At 44.1% G+C, this 19,868-nt stretch carries 16 protein-coding genes; 6 read left to right on the forward strand and 10 right to left on the reverse strand.

Annotation, left to right across the window (positions count from 1 at the left end):
- Nucleotides 1-15: 15 nt before the first annotated feature.
- Entirely contained in the window at nt 16-1,191 is a 1,176-nt protein-coding gene (locus tag K6V26_RS16575; RefSeq protein ID WP_010802150.1) for a MalY/PatB family protein, read from the forward strand.
- Nucleotides 1,192-1,251: 60 nt separating this feature from the next.
- On the opposite strand, the gene K6V26_RS16580 is transcribed toward K6V26_RS16575, so the two are convergent.
- Nucleotides 1,252-3,120, reverse strand: a complete 1,869-nt coding sequence (locus K6V26_RS16580; RefSeq protein WP_048317897.1) for an LTA synthase family protein — start codon at nt 3,118-3,120, stop codon at nt 1,252-1,254.
- A 205-nt stretch (nt 3,121-3,325) separates the two neighbouring features.
- Between K6V26_RS16580 and K6V26_RS16585 the strand changes: the two genes are divergently transcribed.
- Nucleotides 3,326-3,907, forward strand: coding sequence for an FKBP-type peptidyl-prolyl cis-trans isomerase (locus K6V26_RS16585; protein ID WP_129698280.1), 582 nt, complete (start codon nt 3,326-3,328; stop codon nt 3,905-3,907).
- Nucleotides 3,908-4,018: 111 nt separating this feature from the next.
- Nucleotides 4,019-5,089: a chorismate synthase gene (gene aroC / locus K6V26_RS16590; RefSeq protein WP_007654507.1), complete on the forward strand. Its 1,071-nt coding sequence runs from the start codon at nt 4,019-4,021 to the stop codon at nt 5,087-5,089.
- An 81-nt stretch (nt 5,090-5,170) separates the two neighbouring features.
- Here aroC and rlmH read toward each other — a convergent pair whose 3' ends face one another.
- Entirely contained in the window at nt 5,171-5,644 is a 474-nt protein-coding gene (rlmH, locus tag K6V26_RS16595; protein WP_007654508.1) for a 23S rRNA (pseudouridine(1915)-N(3))-methyltransferase RlmH, read from the reverse strand.
- 88 nt (nt 5,645-5,732) lie between these two features.
- On the opposite strand from rlmH, the gene K6V26_RS16600 reads away from it, so the two are divergent.
- Nucleotides 5,733-6,104: a DUF4783 domain-containing protein gene (locus tag K6V26_RS16600; RefSeq protein WP_007654516.1), complete on the forward strand. Its 372-nt coding sequence runs from the start codon at nt 5,733-5,735 to the stop codon at nt 6,102-6,104.
- 3 nt (nt 6,105-6,107) lie between these two features.
- Nucleotides 6,108-6,947: a carboxylating nicotinate-nucleotide diphosphorylase gene (gene nadC, locus K6V26_RS16605; RefSeq protein WP_010802146.1), complete on the forward strand. Its 840-nt coding sequence runs from the start codon at nt 6,108-6,110 to the stop codon at nt 6,945-6,947.
- Between the two features lie 45 nt (nt 6,948-6,992).
- Here the strand turns inward: nadC and K6V26_RS16610 are convergent, their stop codons facing one another.
- Both K6V26_RS16610 and K6V26_RS16615 read right to left on the reverse strand, forming a co-directional pair.
- Entirely contained in the window at nt 6,993-7,568 is a 576-nt protein-coding gene (locus K6V26_RS16610; RefSeq protein ID WP_010802145.1) for an acyltransferase, read from the reverse strand.
- Between the two features lie 6 nt (nt 7,569-7,574).
- Entirely contained in the window at nt 7,575-8,279 is a 705-nt protein-coding gene (locus K6V26_RS16615; protein ID WP_007654520.1) for an SAM-dependent methyltransferase, read from the reverse strand.
- 52 nt (nt 8,280-8,331) lie between these two features.
- On the opposite strand from K6V26_RS16615, the gene K6V26_RS16620 reads away from it, so the two are divergent.
- Nucleotides 8,332-9,720 (forward strand): methyltransferase RsmF C-terminal domain-like protein, encoded by a 1,389-nt coding sequence (locus K6V26_RS16620; RefSeq protein ID WP_224263342.1) that lies wholly within the window; start codon nt 8,332-8,334, stop codon nt 9,718-9,720.
- Nucleotides 9,721-9,875: 155 nt separating this feature from the next.
- On the opposite strand, the gene K6V26_RS16625 is transcribed toward K6V26_RS16620, so the two are convergent.
- The 6 genes from K6V26_RS16625 to K6V26_RS16650 all read right to left on the reverse strand — a co-directional run bounded on the left by K6V26_RS16625 (nt 9,876) and on the right by K6V26_RS16650 (nt 19,722).
- A complete protein-coding gene (locus K6V26_RS16625) occupies nt 9,876-10,871 on the reverse strand; it encodes a DUF4837 family protein (protein ID WP_224263343.1) in 996 nt (331 codons plus the stop codon).
- Between the two features lie 362 nt (nt 10,872-11,233).
- Complete coding sequence (locus K6V26_RS16630) at nt 11,234-11,911, reverse strand: hypothetical protein (RefSeq protein ID WP_224263344.1); 678 nt, start codon at nt 11,909-11,911, stop codon at nt 11,234-11,236.
- 10 nt (nt 11,912-11,921) lie between these two features.
- A complete protein-coding gene (locus K6V26_RS16635; protein ID WP_224263345.1) occupies nt 11,922-13,991 on the reverse strand; it encodes an RNA degradosome polyphosphate kinase in 2,070 nt (689 codons plus the stop codon).
- Between the two features lie 146 nt (nt 13,992-14,137).
- Complete coding sequence (locus tag K6V26_RS16640) at nt 14,138-15,127, reverse strand: endonuclease/exonuclease/phosphatase family protein (RefSeq protein ID WP_010802140.1); 990 nt, start codon at nt 15,125-15,127, stop codon at nt 14,138-14,140.
- Between the two features lie 32 nt (nt 15,128-15,159).
- Nucleotides 15,160-16,671: a RagB/SusD family nutrient uptake outer membrane protein gene (locus tag K6V26_RS16645; RefSeq protein WP_224263346.1), complete on the reverse strand. Its 1,512-nt coding sequence runs from the start codon at nt 16,669-16,671 to the stop codon at nt 15,160-15,162.
- Between the two features lie 12 nt (nt 16,672-16,683).
- Nucleotides 16,684-19,722 (reverse strand): SusC/RagA family TonB-linked outer membrane protein, encoded by a 3,039-nt coding sequence (locus tag K6V26_RS16650; RefSeq protein WP_224263347.1) that lies wholly within the window; start codon nt 19,720-19,722, stop codon nt 16,684-16,686.
- Nucleotides 19,723-19,868: the final 146 nt, after the last annotated feature.

A 19,868-nucleotide genomic window follows, 5' to 3' on the forward strand; every position in this document is an offset into this window, starting at 1 on the left:
TGAACTAAGATAAAAATGAAGCAATACAACTTTGACGAAGTAATTGAACGCCGCGGTACCAATTGCGTGAAATATGATGCAATAAAAGAGCGGTACGGCAACGAGAACCTTATTCCTCTCTGGGTTGCCGATATGGATTTCCGGACTCCGGACTTTATTGTCAATGCAATAAAGAAACGCTGCGAACACGAAATATTCGGTTATACTTTCGGATCAGACTCGTATTATAATAGTATTATAGAATGGGTACATTATAAACAGAACTGGAAGATCAAACGGGAATGGCTCAGCTATATTCCGGGAATTGTCAAAGGCATCGGCTTTGTCATCCAATGCTTCACCAAACCGGGCGACAAAGTAATCATCCAGCCACCTGTATACCATCCGTTCCGGATTGTTCCGGAAAGCATGAAACGGGAAGTGGTCAACAACCCGCTCAAACTGGTGAACGGCGCCTATGAGATGGATTTCGAACAGCTGGAATCCGTAATAGACGAGCAGTGCAAAGTGTTGATCCTTTGCAATCCCCACAACCCGGGCGGCATCGTATGGAAAAAAGATACACTGGTCAAGCTGGCGGATATCTGTGCAAAACACAATATACTGGTTATTTCAGACGAGATACATGCGGAAATGGCTTATCCGCAGTTTACTCATCATCCGTTTGCCACCGTATCAGAAGCTGCCGCCAATTGCAGTATTACTTTCATGGCTCCGAGCAAGACATTCAATATCGCAGGCATCGTAACCTCCTACTCCATTGTTCCCAATGAAAAGATACGGAAAGAATTTTATGAATTCCTGGAAGCCGGCGAGTTGGGCGACGGGACGATCTTTGCTTATACGGCAACCGAAGCGGCCTATACATATGGTGCCGAATGGTTACAGCAAATGCGGATGTATGTAATGGAAAATGTCCGTTTCGTAGATGAATTCTTCAAGACGAAGCTTCCGAAGATCAAAGTCTATCCGCCACAGGCATCCTTCCTGGTCTGGCTGGATTGCCGCGACCTCAAACTAAGCCAGGAAGAACTGGTTCATTTATTCCAGGATAAAGCCGGTCTGCTGTTGAACGACGGAAGCATGTTCGGACCCGGCGGAGAAGGATATATGCGCCTCAACGTAGGTTGTCCGCGCTCCGTATTGGATACCGCCCTGAATGCTCTGAAGAAAGCGATCGACAAGAAATAAGTATTCAAAAATATATCGAAAGCCGGTTCTTTCCTGCAACCGCTTTCGACATATTTTTTATCATTTTACCCCTGCCACTTTCACCGGTTCTTCTTTTATATTCAGTTTATGTCCCAGATAATCATAGCGGATAATCATGTCTGATATTTCCCAGGCTTCTTTGGCCTGACGGATATTCTCATCGGGAACACTGGCCGTATCTCCGATAAGATTAAACTGGGGGTCGACATCAAAATCTGGTTTCTGCGGATTAAAGATACTTTCTCCCAATCCTTTCCACCAGTAATCATTCAACCCAAGCAGGTCCAGCAAAGTCGGATAAACATCCACCTGTCCCATGACTTTGCCATAATACATATTAAATGGCGCATTCAGAATGATTAGCGGAACAAACGATTTATCAGCTACAATATCCTTTCCTACCGGATCGTTGCACAGTTCTTTCCTGACTGTTCCCAATGCTTCATGGTCCCCCATGATCACGACTAAAGTATTATCGAAACGCTTGTCCGCTTTGATCTTTGCTACAAATTCACCTATTGCCCGGTCTGTATAATTGGCCATGGTCATATAGTTATTCAAGACCTCCGGGACTTCGGGCGAAAAAGAAACTCTTTTCAATGAATCCGGCAAAATAAAAGGATTATGCCCGGAATAGGTAATACATTGCACCAGCGTATTTCCGGACTCATCCCAAACTTCATTCTTCCGGATTTTACTCAGGCACTGGCGCAAAAAGGCACGGTCACCCACCTGATTACGCGAACCGACCGGTTCTTCCTGTATAAAGCAGTTTTTCGAAACCAGACTGTCATATCCCAGAACCGGAGCTATTATACATTGATTCCAGACCATCGGTTTGTCGATAGTCAAGCTATATGCTTTGGCATCCTTATGTTTTTCTTTAAACGCCTTTACGATAGAAGGATAATATGATTCCGGGAATTTGATGCTGTAAGGTCCGGAGTTAATAGGCAAAAGCCCGGAACTCATCAGCAACTGGGCATCGATCGAACGTCCTCCTTTCACCTGCGATAAAACATGAGGGGCATAGATCACCGACGTATCCTTTAATATTCTATTCAGGTTCGGAGTAATCTCCTGGCCTTCCACCGTCTTATCCAACACCCAGCTTTCCAATGATTCGGCCAGGATTATAATACAATTATCCTTTGGATTAAATGGTGATAAAACGGATTTGCAATCCGTTTTCCTGGCTAGCCAGGAATCGATACGGGCCTTTATCTCCGGTGTATAGACTATCTGGTCGCAGGTATAATCATAATAAAGAGAACCGAAAATCGTATACATCGGGATATTACAAGTATGCAAATAGGCATCCTGCAATCTCTCATAAGCAACTTTAAAACCATTCTGGCTCCAAAGACGAACAGCAGGAATCAAAGCCACTAAAACAATCAGAACCAGATAACGTGCAAAAGCAAAACCGCCTTTACACCGTACCGCCTGTTCCGTTTCATGTTTCCGATGAAAATTATACCACCACAAAACACCCGCAGCCATTGTAGACAAAGGGAAAAACAGATCGACCATCCGCCAGGAATCAAATACACTGCTGGTAAAATCAGACAAATTATCTATCAGCAAATAGCTATCCAACGGTATGGCAGTAAAGTAAGTCCTGAAATACATCAGGTTCGAAATAAGCAAACCGTCTAGCAGAAAGAAAATCACCAGGGTAGTCTTGACAGCACGAAAGCAAACCAGGGGTAATAACAAAAATAAGGAGACTAATATAGTATCCAGATAAGTTTCAATCTTTGAAAATGGAGTAAATGTAGATAACATGCACCAAAGCAGATTGAACCACATAAACTTCAGAAACAAGACAGCAAAAAATAAACCGATCAACTTCCTGCTTTCCGTTCCGCCCGGAAAGAAAAAGTCTTTTAACTTAGAAAACCGCATCCGCAAACACTACTTTATTAACCTACCGACAAACACTGTAACCATAGAATAAGTACAGGATCTCTCATTTTTATTTCAGCCGACAAAGATAACTATATTCTAGCTTAAAACATTACATATCTTTATTTTTAAAAGAATAACCTGATTAAGTCGGAAATTATACGTAAATTTGTCCTCGTTTTATTTATTACAAATACAATTAAAAATGAAAATTACAGCAAATAAGTTCGTTGCGGTTACATATGACCTGAACGTAGGAGAAGGTGAAGAGCGTGAGTTGATGGAAAAAGCAGTAGCTGAGGCCCCGTTGAAATTCATCTTTGGAACAGGCGCAATGCTCCCGGCTTTCGAAGATGCTTTGAAAGGTCTGGAAGTAGGCGACAAGTTCGACTTCTCTATCGCTCCGGCTGACGCATACGGAGAATATGTGGAAGATCACGTGCTTGATCTGCCAAAAAACATTTTCGAAGTTGAAGGTAAGTTCGACTCTGAAATCATCAAAGAAGGTAACACTGTTCCTATGATGGATTCAAACGGTAACCGTCTGAACGGTTCTGTTCTGGAAGTGAAAGATGACGTTGTCGTTATGGACTTCAACCATCCGTTGGCAGGTGAAACACTGCACTTCAGCGGTGAAGTTATCGACGTTCACGAACCGACAGCAGAAGAAATTGCAGCTTTATCAGCACCGGCAGGCGGATGTGGTTGCGGATGCGACGACTGTGGAAGCGATTGCGGTGACCACGATCACAAAGACGGTGGTTGCGGATGCGGTAGCTGTCACTAATAAATAAATGAATAATGCAGAATGGGGAATGAAGAATGAAACAGATTCTGCATTCCTCATTTTTCATTTTAAGCGATATAATTCTTAATTCTCCACTTGCATTTACTACATATGAATACATTCGGAAATATATATAGATTAACTTCATTCGGAGAGTCACACGGTCCGGGTATCGGAGGTGTTATCGACGGATGCCCGGCTGGTATCGAACTGGATACAGATTTCATCCAAAAAGAATTAAACCGCCGTAAACCGGGACAATCCAAAATTACGACTCCCCGCAAGGAAGACGACGAAGTACAATTCCTTTCCGGGATTTACGAGGGAAAAACGACCGGCACGCCGATCGGTTTCATTATCTGGAACAAGAATCAGCATTCGTCCGATTACGACAATATGAAGACAGTCTACCGTCCTTCGCATGCCGATTATACTTATCAAACAAAATATGGTATCCGTGATCCCCGTGGCGGTGGCCGTTCATCTGCCCGTGAAACAATCGCACGATGTGTAGCCGGAGCAATAGCCAAACTGGCCTTACGCCAGAAAGGTATCCATATCCAGGCTTATACTTCACAGGTAGGTCCCATCAAGCTGGAAGGTTCATATAAAGACTACGACTTGAATCTGACCGAAGAAAGCGCAGTAAGATGTCCCGACCCGGAAAAGGCGGCAGAGATGGAACAGTTAATTGCCGAAGTGAAATCCAAAGGAGACACGATCGGCGGAGTTATTACTTGCGTAGTCAAAGGGACTCCCATCGGTTTGGGTGAACCTGTTTTCGGCAAACTACATGCAGCTTTAGGCCATGCCATGTTGACAATCAATGCCGTCAAAGGATTTGAATATGGTGACGGATTCGAAGCGGCCCTCTATCGTGGTTCCCAGCGTAACGACCGTTTCTTCAATGACAACGGACATATCAATACTCATACAAACAACTCGGGAGGTATCCAGGGAGGTATCTCCAACGGACAAGATATTTATTTCCGTGTCGCTTTTAAATCAGTGGCTACGATCCTGATGGAACAGGAAACCGTCAGCATGGATGGAGAAGACACAATCCTGAAAGCCCGCGGACGCCATGACCCCTGTGTGCTTCCACGTGCCGTTCCCATTGTCGAATCGATGGCAGCAATGACTTTGCTTGATTATTTGTTGATACAGAAGACTAGAGAATAATATGCCAATGTGTCAATGTGCTAATATGCCAATTAAAAAATAGAGCCATCACTCTTTTAATTGGCATATTGGCACATTATTCTATTCATGATGATAAGGTTCATTATTCAGGATAGTCATCGCGCGGTAAATCTGTTCAATAAAAATCAGACGGATCATCTGATGCGAAAAAGTCATCTTGCTCAATGAAATCTTTTCCGAAGCGGCTTTATACACCGCTTCACTGAATCCATACGGACCGCCGACCACAAAGACCAGCCGTTTCGGTATCGTATGCATCTTCTTTTCTATATAAGCAGAAAATTGCATGGAAGTAAATTCTTTCCCTTTATCATCCAATAAAACCAGATAATCACCGGATTGCAATGTCTTTAAAATCAATTCCCCTTCCTTCTCTTTCTGCTGGACTTCCGATAAGTTTTTTACGTTCTTAATATCGGGGATAACCTCCATTTCAAAAGGGATATAATGAACCAGACGGTTCTTATATTCATTAATAGCCTCCACAAAATAACCGGCATCCGTCTTGCCTATTACAATCAGTGCAATCTTCATTCGTTGACATTTTAATATTGAAGGCGCTAATTTACAGGAAAAATACATACCTTTGCATCAGAATACTCATAAAAAGAGGAGATAGCTTATGAAACGATTATTACTTACATTGGCATTGGTATTCTCAATTTTGAGCGTAATGGCAGCCGATATTACTCCGATATCAAACGCCTTCAAAGGAGGAGATGCCTCTACACTGACAGGAGCAATGGACCAGGAAGTAGATATGGCCCTACCCGGCTCATCTAAAAAGTGCAGCGGAAGCGAAGCCGTTAAAATGCTGTCTACTTTTTTTGGCAGTAACAAACCTTCGGGATTCTCCGTAGTACATCATGCAGACAAAAAAGACGCTGGATTTTTTGTCGGTAAACTCCCGACCGCTTCAGGCGAATATCGTGTAAACATTACTTACCGTGCCGACGGCAACAAAGCGATTATACAATCAATCAGAATAGAATAACAAATGGATCAGTTAATTGACGATTTAATTAAATTATCGTTTGCCGAAGACATCGGTGACGGCGATCATACAACGTTATGCTGCATTCCCGAAACAGCTATGGGAAAGAGTCAGCTTATTATCAAAGAGGATGGCGTACTGGCCGGTGTGGAAATGGCTAAACGCATCTTCCATGACTTCGACCCGGAACTAAAAATGACAATCTTCATCAATGATGGCGCAGAAGTAAAGAAAGGTGATATCGCTTTTACCGTTGAAGGAAAAGTGCAGTCGCTGCTACAGACAGAACGCCTGATGTTGAACGTTATGCAACGTATGAGCGGTATTGCAACAACAACCCGCAAATATGTAAAAGCACTGGAAGGAACTAAAACCCGCGTACTGGATACCCGTAAGACGACTCCGGGCATGCGTATGATGGAAAAGGATGCTGTAAAGATCGGCGGCGGTGTCAACCATCGTATCGGACTATTCGACATGATCCTGCTGAAAGATAATCATGTAGACTTTGCCGGTGGCATCGAACAGGCTATTACCCGTGCACAGAACTACCTGAAAGAAAAAGGCAAAAACCTGAAGATCGAAATCGAAGTACGCAACTTCGACGAATTGCAGCAGGCAATGAATGTTGGCGGTATCGACCGCATCATGCTGGACAATTTCAATATCGAAGATACAAAGAAAGCAGTCGAAATGATTGGAGGACGCTTCGAAACCGAATCATCCGGCGGTATCACATTCGACACACTGCGCGATTATGCAGAATGCGGCGTAGACTTTATCTCTGTCGGAGCACTGACCCACTCGGTCAAAAGTCTCGATATGAGTTTGAAGGCTTGCTAAGAAATATTCAGAAGGCGGATGGTTGATTATCCGCCTTTCTCTTTTTTATCCGATACGGACCACCTCATTATCCCTCAGCTGATACCCTTCTCCACTCTCCGGGCAAATAGCAAAACCTTTCTCATCAAACTCCAGTCTGTGTCCATACTCGCTGACCCAGCCGATCTGCCGGGAAGGATTACCAACGACTAAAGCATAAGCAGGAATCTCTTTAGTTACAACCGCTCCCGCACCGATCAATGCATAGGCTCCGATATTATGCCCGCAAATAATCGTTGCATTGGCACCAATAGTAGCCCCTTTTCCTATATGAGTTTTCTTATACTGGTCTTTGCGGCAAACGGCACTGCGCGGATTTATCACATTCGTGAACACACAGCTCGGTCCCAGAAAAACATCATCTTCACAAGTCACTCCGGTATAGACGGAAACATTATTCTGGACTTTGACGTTATTCCCCAAAACCACGCCCGGCGAAATAACGACATTCTGCCCGATATTACATTCTTCACCAATGATACAGCCGGCCATTATATGAGAAAAATGCCAAATAAAAGTATCATCGCCGATCGTACAGCCAGGATCGATCACTGCTGTTTCATGTGCCTGATAAGCTGCCATAAAAAGTTATTTATAGATTAAAAAGATAGTCGGTTTCTTACTCAGATCAGGAACTTTTCCTGCCCAGTCTTTCACAGGACGGGTATGGATATATTCATCTTCACAAGTAATATCCGAAGCGATACATAATTTGGTTGACGGGCGACAAGTACGGATCAACTCCTCAGCCAATTTATTGTTACGGTAAGGTGTTTCGATAAAAAGCTGTGTCTGGTTTTCCGAATAGATACGGCCTTCCAGCTTTTTGATTGTATTTGTCCGTTCCGAAGCATCGATGGGCAGATAGCCATGAAAGGCAAAACTCTGCCCGTTGAAACCGGAAGCCATTACCGACATTAATATAGAAGACGGTCCAACCAGGGGAACCACCGGATAATTCTTCCGCTGCGCAATAGCAACGACATCCGCTCCCGGATCGGCAACAGCCGGACAACCGGCCTCAGATATCACACCGACATGCTCCCCTTTCGTCAACGGAACCAGATAACCGGCCACATCTTCCGGCGAAGTATGCTTGTTCAGTTCATAAAAAGTCAGATCATCTATCACGATAGATGGTTCCGTCTTTTTCAGGAAACGGCGGGCTGTACGTATATTTTCTACGATGAAATGTTTGATCTGTAGAATGATTTCACGATTATATTCCGGGAGAACACGCCGATGATCGGTGTCTCCCAATGTAACCGGTATAAGGAAAAGCGATGCTTGCATACTGTTAGTTTTCCGCAAAGTTAGTACTTTTGTGCCAAACAAACAGAATAAGATGGCACTTCCTATCGAATTTATCACACGTACCCGTGCCTTGCTGGGCGAAGAATATGACAAACTGGAAGCCGCATTGCAAGCGGACGTTCCCGTCAGTATCCGTATCAACCGGAATAAAGGGACGAAGGCTCCCTCAACACCTCAGGTCGGCTGGAGCGAAACAGGTTATTATTTGCCCGAACGCCTGTCGTTCACCTTCGACCCGCTGTTTCATGCCGGAGCCTATTATGTGCAGGAAGCCTCCTCCATGTTTCTGGAGCAAGCCATCCGGAACTTTGTCAGCGAACCGGTGAAATGCCTGGACCTTTGTGCCGCACCGGGTGGTAAGTCCACCCATCTGTTGAACCTTTTACCCGAAGGCAGTCTGTTGGTCAGCAACGAAGTGATCCGTACCCGCAGTAATATCCTGGCTGAAAATATCACCAAATGGGGAAATCCGAACAATATCGTCATGAACAACGATCCCGAAGATATCGGACGCCTTACTCATCTGTTTGATGTTATTGTTACCGATGTCCCCTGTTCCGGCGAAGGAATGTTCCGCAAGGACACCGACAGTACCGGCGAATGGAGCGTGGCAAACGTCAACCTTTGTGCCGCCCGTCAACGCCGTATCATCCACGACATATGGAACGCACTGAAACCGGGCGGACTGCTCATTTACAGCACCTGTACTTACAATACGGAAGAGGATGAAGATAATATACATTATATAATAGAAGAACTGGGAGCCGAAGCCCTGTCCATTCCCATTAGGGATGAATGGCAGATCACCGGACCGCTACGCCATGCACACCCGGTCTACCGTTTCTTCCCCCATAAAACAAAAGGGGAAGGATTCTTCCTGGCCGCCCTGCGTAAAGCGTCCGGCGAAGTCGATGAAATAATCCGTCCTAAAAGTAAAAACAAGAAGGATAAAGGAAAAGCCGCTCCCGTCATCCCTCCTGTTGTAAACAAATGGATACAGGAGCCGGACAGCTTCCGGATGGAAATATTCAATGATACGATACAAGCCATACCGTCCATCCATTATGACACTTGGCAATTGCTATCCACCCAGTTACGAATCGTATCTGCCGGAATCCGCATCGGAGAGATAAAAGGCAAAGATATTTTACCGGCCCATTCGCTGGCTTTAAGCACGGCACTGAACAAAGAGGCTTTTACCTGTGCCGAAGTAAGCTGGGACGATGCCATCAAATACCTGAAAAAAGAAGCATTGCTCCTCCCTGCCGAAATAGAAAAAGGGTACGTATTGGTTTGTTATCAAGGATTTCCTTTAGGTTTTGTCAAACATCTCGGAAACCGTGCCAACAACCTTTACCCGCAGGAATGGCGCATCCGCACCGGATATATGCCCAAGCAGATACAGTTATTAACAGACTAACCTGAAAGGTTAATGCCAATAGCCCGACACTCCACCTTCTTTAACATTTTTTAGGCGCATGCCCTAACTCCCGTTGGTTAGACTGTCTAAGTCCCGGGACTTAGACGCCCTAAGTCTCTCCACTTAGACAGCCTTAGTGGAGAGTGTCTCACGAATCAGCGGGAGATGGTATCCAGGCGTGCCGTATAAAGTGCAGCTTCGATCTTACGTATATAATTCCGTTTGGTTGTTTCCGGAGCATAAACGAGACCTTCGGCAACAATCACACGCTGTGTCTTCGTATCCAGAAAAGCATGGCTGACAAACGGTCCGCCCATCTTATCGCCAACCATCTTCCACAGGCCACGTAAGACTCCGCAGTATTTATCATGTAACATTATAGGTTCGTAAGTCAGGTCGACACGCCTTTCCGTAGTCATATAAGAATCCGGAAAAGCACCCGGCAGGTTATCCTTTAAAACAGAATCCCGTTTTGCCACCAGATAGTCCTGTGTAAATGTATTCGCATCGGTATATGGAAAGGAATAGACGATCAGGTCGACACGTCCGGTTTTAGCATTGTTCGACACCCACAGGAAATCGGTCGTATCTTTATAATAAGTCATATCGTCCGGAGCATGCAATTTCATACCGAACTTCTCCTGCACTTTATCCATTGCCAACTGGCTGTAATGTTCTTTCAGGATCTTTATACGACGGTCCTTTTCAATTGCACAGAAATGATTGACAATATCCGAATCATGCAATGTCAGGTAAGTGACCAGTTCACGAGTCGACGGAGCACAGAGTTTTATCACTTCCTGCTCTTTTGCCCATTCATCTTTAAAGCCATTCAATGAAACCATCGTATACTTCGTCGGATCAATATCGACAACCAGGATATTGCGGACGTATCTCAACAAGCCATTAAAAGTCTCGGTAGGAACAAATGTAACACGCATGGCGGGTTCAGGTTGGGGCAATCCGGCAATGGGAGATTTTAATTGATTTTTCACTAAATCCCCGACTTCGCTGTCTCCAACTTCCCGAGTCATGACAACCAGGATTTCATACGGCAAACCGGTAGCCCGTTTTTCTACGATCGAAGAGTTACAACTAACCAAAGTCAGTAATCCTACTAAATAAAAAGTAAATAGATGCTGTGTTCTCATAGCTTTATTGATTTTTCTTTTCCAGAGTTTATTGTTTACTCCGACAAAAGTAAAGGATAAGTCAACAGAAGAAAAGAAATGGTGCCGGACAAACGAACACAGGGTTAACAGGCTGTATATAAAAAACATATATCCTAAAACTATTTAATTTTATGTATTTATCTGGACATGATGCTTTAGAAACGACTCAAATATTTTCCGCCAATAAAAGAAACAGTCGAGCTTCTGCTTTTTTCCGACCATCGGAATAACGTTCTTCCGATAGTCGGAAGAGTACTATTCCGATGGGTGGAAGAGCAGTGTTCCGATGACCGGAAGAGTACTATTCCGATCATCGGAAAAAGGAATCAGGTACTTTTTCTCTAATACATCCGGATAAACTGATCCAGGTCGGTCTTCTCATCCAGTTGCAGACGTTTTTTCAGGCGGCTCTTCGACTTGGTGAGGGCATCGGTCGTGTTATTGAAAACAGCCATCTGATCCTTGCGGGCAAAGTTCCATTTTATCAGGCAACAGATTTCCTCTTCATGACGGGTTATACCATATTTCTGCTTCAACTCCGTCAGGAAATTATTGAAAAGAAGGTCGGTCGTACGAAGCAATTCCATCCATTCCTGCCGGCTGAGATTAGTGCGTACCGGATCTTGTTTGAGTTGCAGCAACAGGGAAAAGGAATCGACCGGCAATTCTATCGTTTCTGACGAAGCAGAGGAAAGCCGTTTAATGACCTGTTCATGCTCACGCACCTTCCGTTTGTAATATTCCAGGTCACTGACACGTTCCTTGTAAAGCTCCGATTCTTCCGTCAGGCTCTGTAAATCCTGTTCCAGCCGGTTGATCTGCTCGATATAATCGTATTTCTCCTTTTGGTAATGATAAATGGCAACTTTGTTCTTCCTGATCTTTTCCTTTACGAGCCTGTGACGTTCCCGGTTGCGTGCCATACGGATACCTATAATATACCCCAGCACCGCTCCCGCTATCAGAGCCACCCAACAGAAACAGAACAGAAAAAAAGTCAGGGAAGAAGGATTGTCCATACGATCTTATTCACGATTTGTTTTTCAAATATTCATAAATAGCCAGTTGGGAACGGACTTTCACCGGTTCCTCATTATGCTTGAAGTTGTTATGCAGCTGCTCGTCGATCAGGCAGGCTTTTACATTGTCGTGCATCTGTATCTTCAGAATGTCGATCACTTCCTGCTTTATTTCGGGAACCAGTATCGGGAAAGCCGTTTCTATCCGGCGGTTCAGATTACGACGCATCCAGTCGGCCGATGTCAGATAAACATCTTCCTTGCCGTCATTATAGAAATACCAGATACGGGAATGTTCCAGGAACATATCGACAATCCGGGTGATCCGGATATTGGCACTGTAAGGCTGTCCGGGAACCAGACAACAGATGCCCCTTACGATCAGGTCGATCTCCACCCCGTTCTCGCTGGCACGATACAGTTCGTTTATCATATTCTGGTCATGCAACCCGTTCATCTTTAACACGATCCGCCCTTTACGTCCCAGCTTCACATGTTCGATCTCACGGTGGATCATACGGATCAGTTCGGGCACCATGTTGAAACGGGCAACCAGCAAATGCCGGAAAGTAGGCTCCGCCATTTTCCCTTCCAGCACGGCAAACACTTTATTTATATCCGTTATGATCTCGTCATTACAGGTAAGCAAGGCCATATCCGAGTAGACCCGGGCAGTCTTTTCATTAAAATTGCCGGTACTGAGATAAGCGAAATCACGCCGTTTATTTCCATCTTCCGGATCTTTCCGGATGATAACCGCCACTTTCGCATGCACTTTCAATCCGGGAATACTGTAAATAATACGTATGCCCGCCTGCTCCATCCGTTCAGCCGTACTCATATTATTCTCTTCATCGAAGCGGGCTTTCAGTTCGACAAATACCGTTACCTTCTTCCCGTTCTGTGCCGCACTGACCAACGTATTGATGACGGCCGAATTTTCGGCCACCCGATACTGGGTGATCTTTATCTCATCCACTTTCGGATCGAACGCAGCTTCCATCAGGAAACGTATCAGATAATCGAACGACTGATAGGGAAAATGCAGCAAAATATCTTTCTTCTTCACTGCCCGGAATACGGAACCTTTCTCATCCAGATAAGGGACACGCATAGGCGTCGGAATCTTCTGCTCCAACTCCTTCCCTTTGGGATTGGGCAATTTAGCCAGATCCTGCAAATTCAGGTAACGTCCTCCTACAACCAGGTCATCGCGGGTAATGCCGAAAGCCTCACAGATGAAGGAAAGGAAATCGTCCGGCATTGCCCGGTCGTACATAAAACGGCTCAGGGCACCGATCTTCCGTTTCTTCACTTTCTTCCGGATGCTTTCAACGATATTACCTTTCTCATTTTCCAGATAAATATCGGCATCACGGGATATCTTGATACTGTAACAACTGTCAATTATATATCCGGGGAAGATATTCGCCAGGTTCGCACGGATAATATCATCGATAAACATGATGTAGAACTTCCCTTCATGTTGCGGCAACTCTATAAAGCGAGGTACCTTGGCATAGGGTATCTTCATCAGTGCATAATGATATTCAGGCGCCTGATCGCCTTCCGGCTTCCGCTTGCTTTTCTTTACCATACGGATCACCAGATACAGACGGCGGTCACGGATAAAGGTACGGATATCCCCAGCCTGTATCATGACAGGCGACAGGAACGGAAACACCTCCTCATTAAAGAAGTTATGAACGAACTCTTCATGGAATGGCTCAGGTTCGCTTCCCTGATAGAGATAGATATTCTGCCGGTTCAACTCCGGTAATATCTTTTCAGAGAAGATCCGGTAATATTCACGTTGCTGGCGGTTTACTTCATTGGTTATCTCGGTCAACACTTCTTCGGCCTCATCACCGCTTTCTTCGGTAAAATTCTTTTTCATGATCACCCCGCGATGCTCGGCCACACGTATTTCGTAAAATTCTTCCAGGTTGGAAGAATAGATAGACAAGAATTTAATCCGCTCATAGACAGGCAACGTATCGTCTTCCGCCTCGAGTAAAACCCGATAGTTGAAAGACAGCCAACTAACGTCGCGCTTAAAGTATTTATATGAATTCTCCATCGTATTCTATTCTTAGATGCGTAAATATAGATACTTTATTAGAATAAAAGAAATAGATACTTACACAAAAATCGGACAACCCATGGAAGTGTTGCCCGATTTTACCTTTTCTCTCACAAATCTACCGTTTCCGGTGAATATAATCCCTACTTTTCCAAATCAAAATCCACTAAAATAGGACGGTGATCCGATGGATGCCAAAAGTTTGAAAGATTAGCCGGGTCGCGCACCGGTTTCGTATAAGTATCTGTCACGACATCGGCAGCCACAATTCTTTCATATAACGGAGAAGTACAATATACGAAATCTATACGCGCCTCCTTTCCGGTCGTTGTCTTAAACTCGCCGGGGTATTTTTTAGCGATCACATCTATATAAGGCGTATTCTCCCTGATATAATCATGCACCAAAAAACGCGTATCTTCTTCCGGGTAGTTGTAAACTGCATTATCTATTCTTGACCGCGCATTAAAATCTCCCATCATCATCCAATACTGGCCCGCTGCTTCGGGCACCGAGTCGATCGTATGTTTACAGATATATTCTATTTCCATGCGCCGGTACTTATCCCCTCCGGATTCCGCTTTGCTGGCCTCCTTATCTTCGGCCCGGAAAGCAAAAGCCTGGGGCCAGGTATGAAGCGTTACTACATTTATCGTCTGTTGGTTGACTTCGATCTGAGCCCAACCGGCACCGTGAGTAACGACACTATCCGGTTCCGAGCCGACAATACGCAAGACATTCTTTATCGGATACTTAGAAGTTATCACCTGAGGATAATTGTCCCGATGACCTCCTATATAACAATATGTATGTCCGTACCGCATTGCCAGTTTCTCCCAGTTATCAGTCAGATAACGGTCCGCAGCCTCCATAGGATCGGCCGTCCCGGTCTTATAGATGGATTGGGCCTCACACCAGACACAGATATCCGGATTTTGTTCTTTAACCCATTCAACAAAACTGTCATAATTATCTCCCTGTCCGGACCACATTCCATTTTGTATATTCCAGTAGAGAAGACGTAAATACCCCTTCTCCGAACGTCCGCCGCATGATGTAACAAGACAGGCTATTGTCCACACAAACGCAAGCATAAAAAATATACGTACCCTGTTAACAAGCTGTTTTTTCATTCCTATTTCCTTTTTTAAGTTTAACATATTAATCATTCCGCAGAAGTATAACCCGGATTCTGATCGGTAGACTGGTTCATCGCTTTATTATAGTTAAATTCGGAATCCGGAATCTTCCATAAATAATGTCTTTCCTGTATGTCTGTCCACGCCCCGTCTTCTACATTATAATATTTCCCGACCAGTTCCTGAGCTTTGCCCAAGCGAACAATGAAGTCCCAGTGCTTCCCTTCATTGAAGTGCTCGTAAGTTTCTTCCTTGATCAGCAAATCAATAAACTCATCCATCGTCTTATAATCCGACAACTTATAATCCAACTCCATATCCGGCACTTTTGGATCACGCCCATAAGCACGACGGCGAAGTTGGTTCAGCATTTCCATAGATTCTTCCGTCGGCCCTCCTGCAACACGTGCTGTTGCTTCCGCAAAAATAAGCATTGCATCCGGATAACGGACTAATGGGATAGAAACATTAGCACCGTTCCCCTGCGCATTCGGGTCCCAATATTTTGTCAGAAGACAGGTATGCTCTCCGTAAGCATCGGCACCAAAGACGTAAAAGCCGACGTTCAACCCGTAACGGAGATCGTTCGTATCCCAGGTAGATATCACATGATTTCTCAAATCCGTATAATGTGTATAATAGCCATTTCCATTCAGCATCAACTTGCCCGGCTCTATCTCATATTTCGGATGTGATGTATAAGACAAGTAATCCCATGTCTTGTCGTCCGTCCGCGATGTCCTGATGTAGAATACTTCTTCAGACGAAGTTGTCAGGTCGTAACCGAACACTTTGTCAAAATCCCTCGAAGCACCCACCTGCACCAATGAATACACTCCGCTATTGACAACCTCTCCCGCCAATGTTTTAGCCTCTTCATAATTTCCCGTATGCATATAAACATCAGCCAGGCACGTCCGAACCACATTCTTATTCGGTGTTGCCAAATATCTGGATTTATCCGGACAATTTGCCAAAGCATATTTCAGATCTTCAATAATAAAGGCATAAACGTCCTCTTTTGAACTTTTAGGTACATCCCACATCGTTATATTATCCTCGGTCTTCAGCGGAACTCCGCCCCAATATTTGACCAGATTAAAATAATTGAATCCTCGCAGGAACCTCAGTTCACCTAAATAAGCCGCAATTTCCACCTCAGTCATTTCCGTCGCTGCCGGCAGCTTTTCGATAGCGGTATTGCAATACATGATCGCTTTATACAAATTTGTCCAGTTAGACTCACTTCGTGTGATATGGGTAGAATTTACAAAACCGTTATAAGCCTTGTAAGTCTGGTAAACCCCTTTCGGATAGCAGTATTCCGTATTGATTTCCAACGTAGCGAAAAAATTAGAATTATAAGCCGAACGCATCACATCCAGCGGAGCCAATACCGCAGCATTCGCTTCTTCCAATGTATTATAAAATGTTTCACTCGAAATCGAATATGTATATTTCGTCTCGTCCAGGCAATTGTCACAGGCTTGAAAGATAGAGAGACAGGCCACTATTGATAATAAAAACTTACTTTTCATTGCTTCTGATTTTTAAAATTTGACACTCAAACCCATTGAGATAGTTTTACTGTTCGGATAAGTCAAATGGTCGATACCCGCATTGACATCGCTTGCTTTCGAGCTTACTTCCGGGTCCACTCCGTTATACTTGGTAAAGGTCAGCCAGTTCTGTGCACTTACAAACACCCGGATACCGCTGAGCCAATTCCGGGTACTCCATTTTTCACAAGGGAAATTATAGGCCAGACTCACATTTTTCAAACGTAAATAAGAGCCATTCTCGATGAAACGGTCCGAGTACTTTAAAGAGCCGACCGCCTCGATCTTCGGATAATGGACGTGAGAATTATCTTGTCCTTCTCTCCAACTTTCATAATACACTTTGCGTTCGATATTCATGCCTTGCCCATAAGAATAGTTTCTCATTTCGCTCAGGTTAAAGACATCATTCCCCTGACTGCCTTGCAGGAAGAAATTGAAATCCCAGTTTTTATAACGGAAACCGCAATTCAGACCATAGGTAAAATCCGGGAAAGGAGATCCCGCGATATACCGGTCTTCCGTATCCGTATATTGACCATCACCGTTCATATCTACATAAGAAAGAGACCCTTTTTCATCTAATCCGGCATCTTTATATACATAAAACGCTCCCAAAGGTTCCCCTTCCCGGATAATGGTTATAGAACCGGAACCATAGTTGCTGTAAGTCGTTCCCAGAATATCATCTCCGTCAGCCAGTTCTTCGACTCTATTCTTATTGTGTGCAATATTAAACTGAAGCGTAAAACCGAAATCCTTCTTTTGTACGACATCCGCTTCCACCAGAAGTTCGACTCCCCGGTTACTCATACTGCCGATATTCCGGACTGTCGATGAATATCCGGACGAAGACGGTAAGGAAACCGTATTCAACAGGTCGGTCGTCTTTTTATAATAATAATCGGCTGTAAAACGCAGACGCTGATTGAACAAACCCAAATCGGCACCAATATCCCACTGAGACGTTGTCTCCCATTTCAGATCTTCCGGGAAAGTGCTGCTTGGTGCATAGTAAGGAACATTATCACTACCAGTCGCTGTTTTCCCGGTGTTCAATAAATTTTGTGTCATATACGGGTCGATAGCACTCGAACCGGTCCTACCATATCCCAGACGCAGCTTCAAATTGGTAACTTTATCAAATTGCTTCATGAATGGTTCCTCAGAAATCCTCCATGCCAAAGCTCCCGAAGGGAAATATCCCCAGCGCGATCCTTCCGAATAGCGGCTCGAACCGTCTGCACGAAAGCTGGCTGTCACCAAATATTTTCCATTAAAAGAATAGTTGATACGCCCAAGATAAGACATCAGCGCCCATTTGGAATAAGAAGTAGAAGGAGTATTGACTGTTCCTGCCGAAGACAAATTATTTGTTTGCTGAACATCACTCAAAAAGGTATTACCGGATGCCGCTATTGATTTATACACATTCTGCTGATAAGTAAAACCGCCCATCAGATTGAATGAATGAATTTTATCAACAGTAAAGTCATAATTCACAATATCTTCATTTATTACATTGGTGGAACGCTTGTGATTCACAGAGGCGGAATTATTCTGATAAATATACTTTTTAGTCGTATAAGCATCATACCGGGAATCAGAGCCTTCCAGACCGAAAGTCGCCTTGACGGAAAGTCCCTTGACCGGTTGAAAGTTGATGGCCGCATTGATATTAGTCAGATTTGTAACCGTCTTATAAGTAGACTCATAAGCCATACAGATCGGATTTTTAATTTCATGCGACGACCAGGAATACCAGGAACGCAAATCCTTATAATCACCGTTTTCATCGTACGGATAAAAGACCGGTGCGGCAGAATAGGTGGCACCGATCATGGACGATCCTCCATTACCTCCTCCGTCAGACTGGTTCATTTGATTTATCAACGAATATCCCATGTTCAACGAAGCACTGACCATCTTGCTCATTTTCAAATCCAGGCTTGAACGCAGGTTGTATTTATCATACGAACTATTATGAATCAAACCATCTTTCATCATAGCCGAACCGCTTATGAAATAACGCACGTTGTCCGTACCTCCCGAAACATTAATATTATGATTCGAGATTGGGGCGTTCTGGAATACTTCACTCTGCCAGTCCACGCCTTTTCCCATTGCTGCAATATCCGCTTCCGAGAAAGGAGCTTCGCTCAAAATATCTGCATTAACCAGATATTCATTATAAAACCGTCCCCACTCCCGGGCATTCATTAAATCCAGCTTCTTTATCTGTTTCTGAAAGCCGTATTCAAAATCATAGGAAACGGTTGTTTTTCCGGTTTTTCCCTTCTTGGTTGTAATCATAACAACGCCATTCGCACCACGTGAACCATAGATCGCTGTCGCCGACGCATCCTTTAGAATTTCCATGGATTCGATGTCATAAGTATTAACAGAGGAAGTGCTCGCCGGTATTCCGTCAATGATATAAAGCGGAGCATTGTCCCCCTTGATAGAATTGACTCCCCGAATACGGATCGAGTAATCGCCCGATGGATCTCCGGTATTCTGCGAAAGAACAACCCCCGGAACCCTCCCCTGCAAAGCCTGGATAGGATTAGAAACAGCAAAGGCTGTAATTTCGTCGGCTTTTATCGCTGACACGGAACCTGTCAAATCCTTCTTCTTCATCGTACCATAGCCGATAACCACGATTTCATCCAACGATTCTACATTTTCCTTCATTACGATATTCAAACTCTTCTGTCCTTTTACCGGAATTTCCAACGAATTGTATCCTATATAGGAAACCATCAGGACATCATTTCCCGATACACTCATTGAAAAATTCCCATCCACATCAGTCACGACACCTGTCGCAGAACCTTTTAACACAACATTGGCACCGATAATCGGCTCTCCTTTCCCATCCACGATATTACCCGTTACAGTATACGTACTTTGTTGGTTAACAATAGGAAAAACATTGGTCTCCGCCCATGTAGATGCAGGAAAGAACTGCAATGCTACGGCAAGACATAAAACACCCACTAAATGGAATACATTTTTCTCTCGTTTCATTTTATTAAATAATAATAAATTTGATTTATTGCGGGACAAAATAAACAAGAAGACGTTTCAGCATGAAGACAAGCGAATGACATTCACCGCACATTCTTGCTACAAAACAATGTCCGCATTTCATAATAATTCATTTGGCAACATTC

The sequence above is a fragment of the Parabacteroides goldsteinii genome, from assembly GCF_020091425.1.
Classification (GTDB): Bacteria; Bacteroidota; Bacteroidia; order Bacteroidales; family Tannerellaceae; genus Parabacteroides; species Parabacteroides goldsteinii.

Bases quoted from the DNA above. Each gene is read 5' to 3' on its own strand.
- K6V26_RS16635 (WP_224263345.1), bottom strand. From the start codon at position 13,991: ATGGAGAATTCATATAAATACTTTAAGCGCGACGTTAGTTGGCTGTCT.
- nadC (WP_010802146.1), top strand. From the start codon at position 6,108: ATGGATCAGTTAATTGACGATTTAATTAAATTATCGTTTGCCGAAGAC.
- K6V26_RS16630 (WP_224263344.1), bottom strand. From the start codon at position 11,911: ATGGACAATCCTTCTTCCCTGACTTTTTTTCTGTTCTGTTTCTGTTGG.
- aroC (WP_007654507.1), top strand. From the start codon at position 4,019: ATGAATACATTCGGAAATATATATAGATTAACTTCATTCGGAGAGTCA.
- K6V26_RS16650 (WP_224263347.1), bottom strand. From the start codon at position 19,722: ATGAAACGAGAGAAAAATGTATTCCATTTAGTGGGTGTTTTATGTCTT.
- K6V26_RS16620 (WP_224263342.1), top strand. From the start codon at position 8,332: ATGGCACTTCCTATCGAATTTATCACACGTACCCGTGCCTTGCTGGGC.
- K6V26_RS16610 (WP_010802145.1), bottom strand. From the start codon at position 7,568: ATGGCAGCTTATCAGGCACATGAAACAGCAGTGATCGATCCTGGCTGT.
- K6V26_RS16575 (WP_010802150.1), top strand. From the start codon at position 16: ATGAAGCAATACAACTTTGACGAAGTAATTGAACGCCGCGGTACCAAT.
- K6V26_RS16580 (WP_048317897.1), bottom strand. From the start codon at position 3,120: ATGCGGTTTTCTAAGTTAAAAGACTTTTTCTTTCCGGGCGGAACGGAA.
- K6V26_RS16640 (WP_010802140.1), bottom strand. From the start codon at position 15,127: ATGAAAAAACAGCTTGTTAACAGGGTACGTATATTTTTTATGCTTGCG.
- K6V26_RS16625 (WP_224263343.1), bottom strand. From the start codon at position 10,871: ATGAGAACACAGCATCTATTTACTTTTTATTTAGTAGGATTACTGACT.
- K6V26_RS16585 (WP_129698280.1), top strand. From the start codon at position 3,326: ATGAAAATTACAGCAAATAAGTTCGTTGCGGTTACATATGACCTGAAC.
- rlmH (WP_007654508.1), bottom strand. From the start codon at position 5,644: ATGAAGATTGCACTGATTGTAATAGGCAAGACGGATGCCGGTTATTTT.
- K6V26_RS16615 (WP_007654520.1), bottom strand. From the start codon at position 8,279: ATGCAAGCATCGCTTTTCCTTATACCGGTTACATTGGGAGACACCGAT.
- K6V26_RS16600 (WP_007654516.1), top strand. From the start codon at position 5,733: ATGAAACGATTATTACTTACATTGGCATTGGTATTCTCAATTTTGAGC.
- K6V26_RS16645 (WP_224263346.1), bottom strand. From the start codon at position 16,671: ATGAAAAGTAAGTTTTTATTATCAATAGTGGCCTGTCTCTCTATCTTT.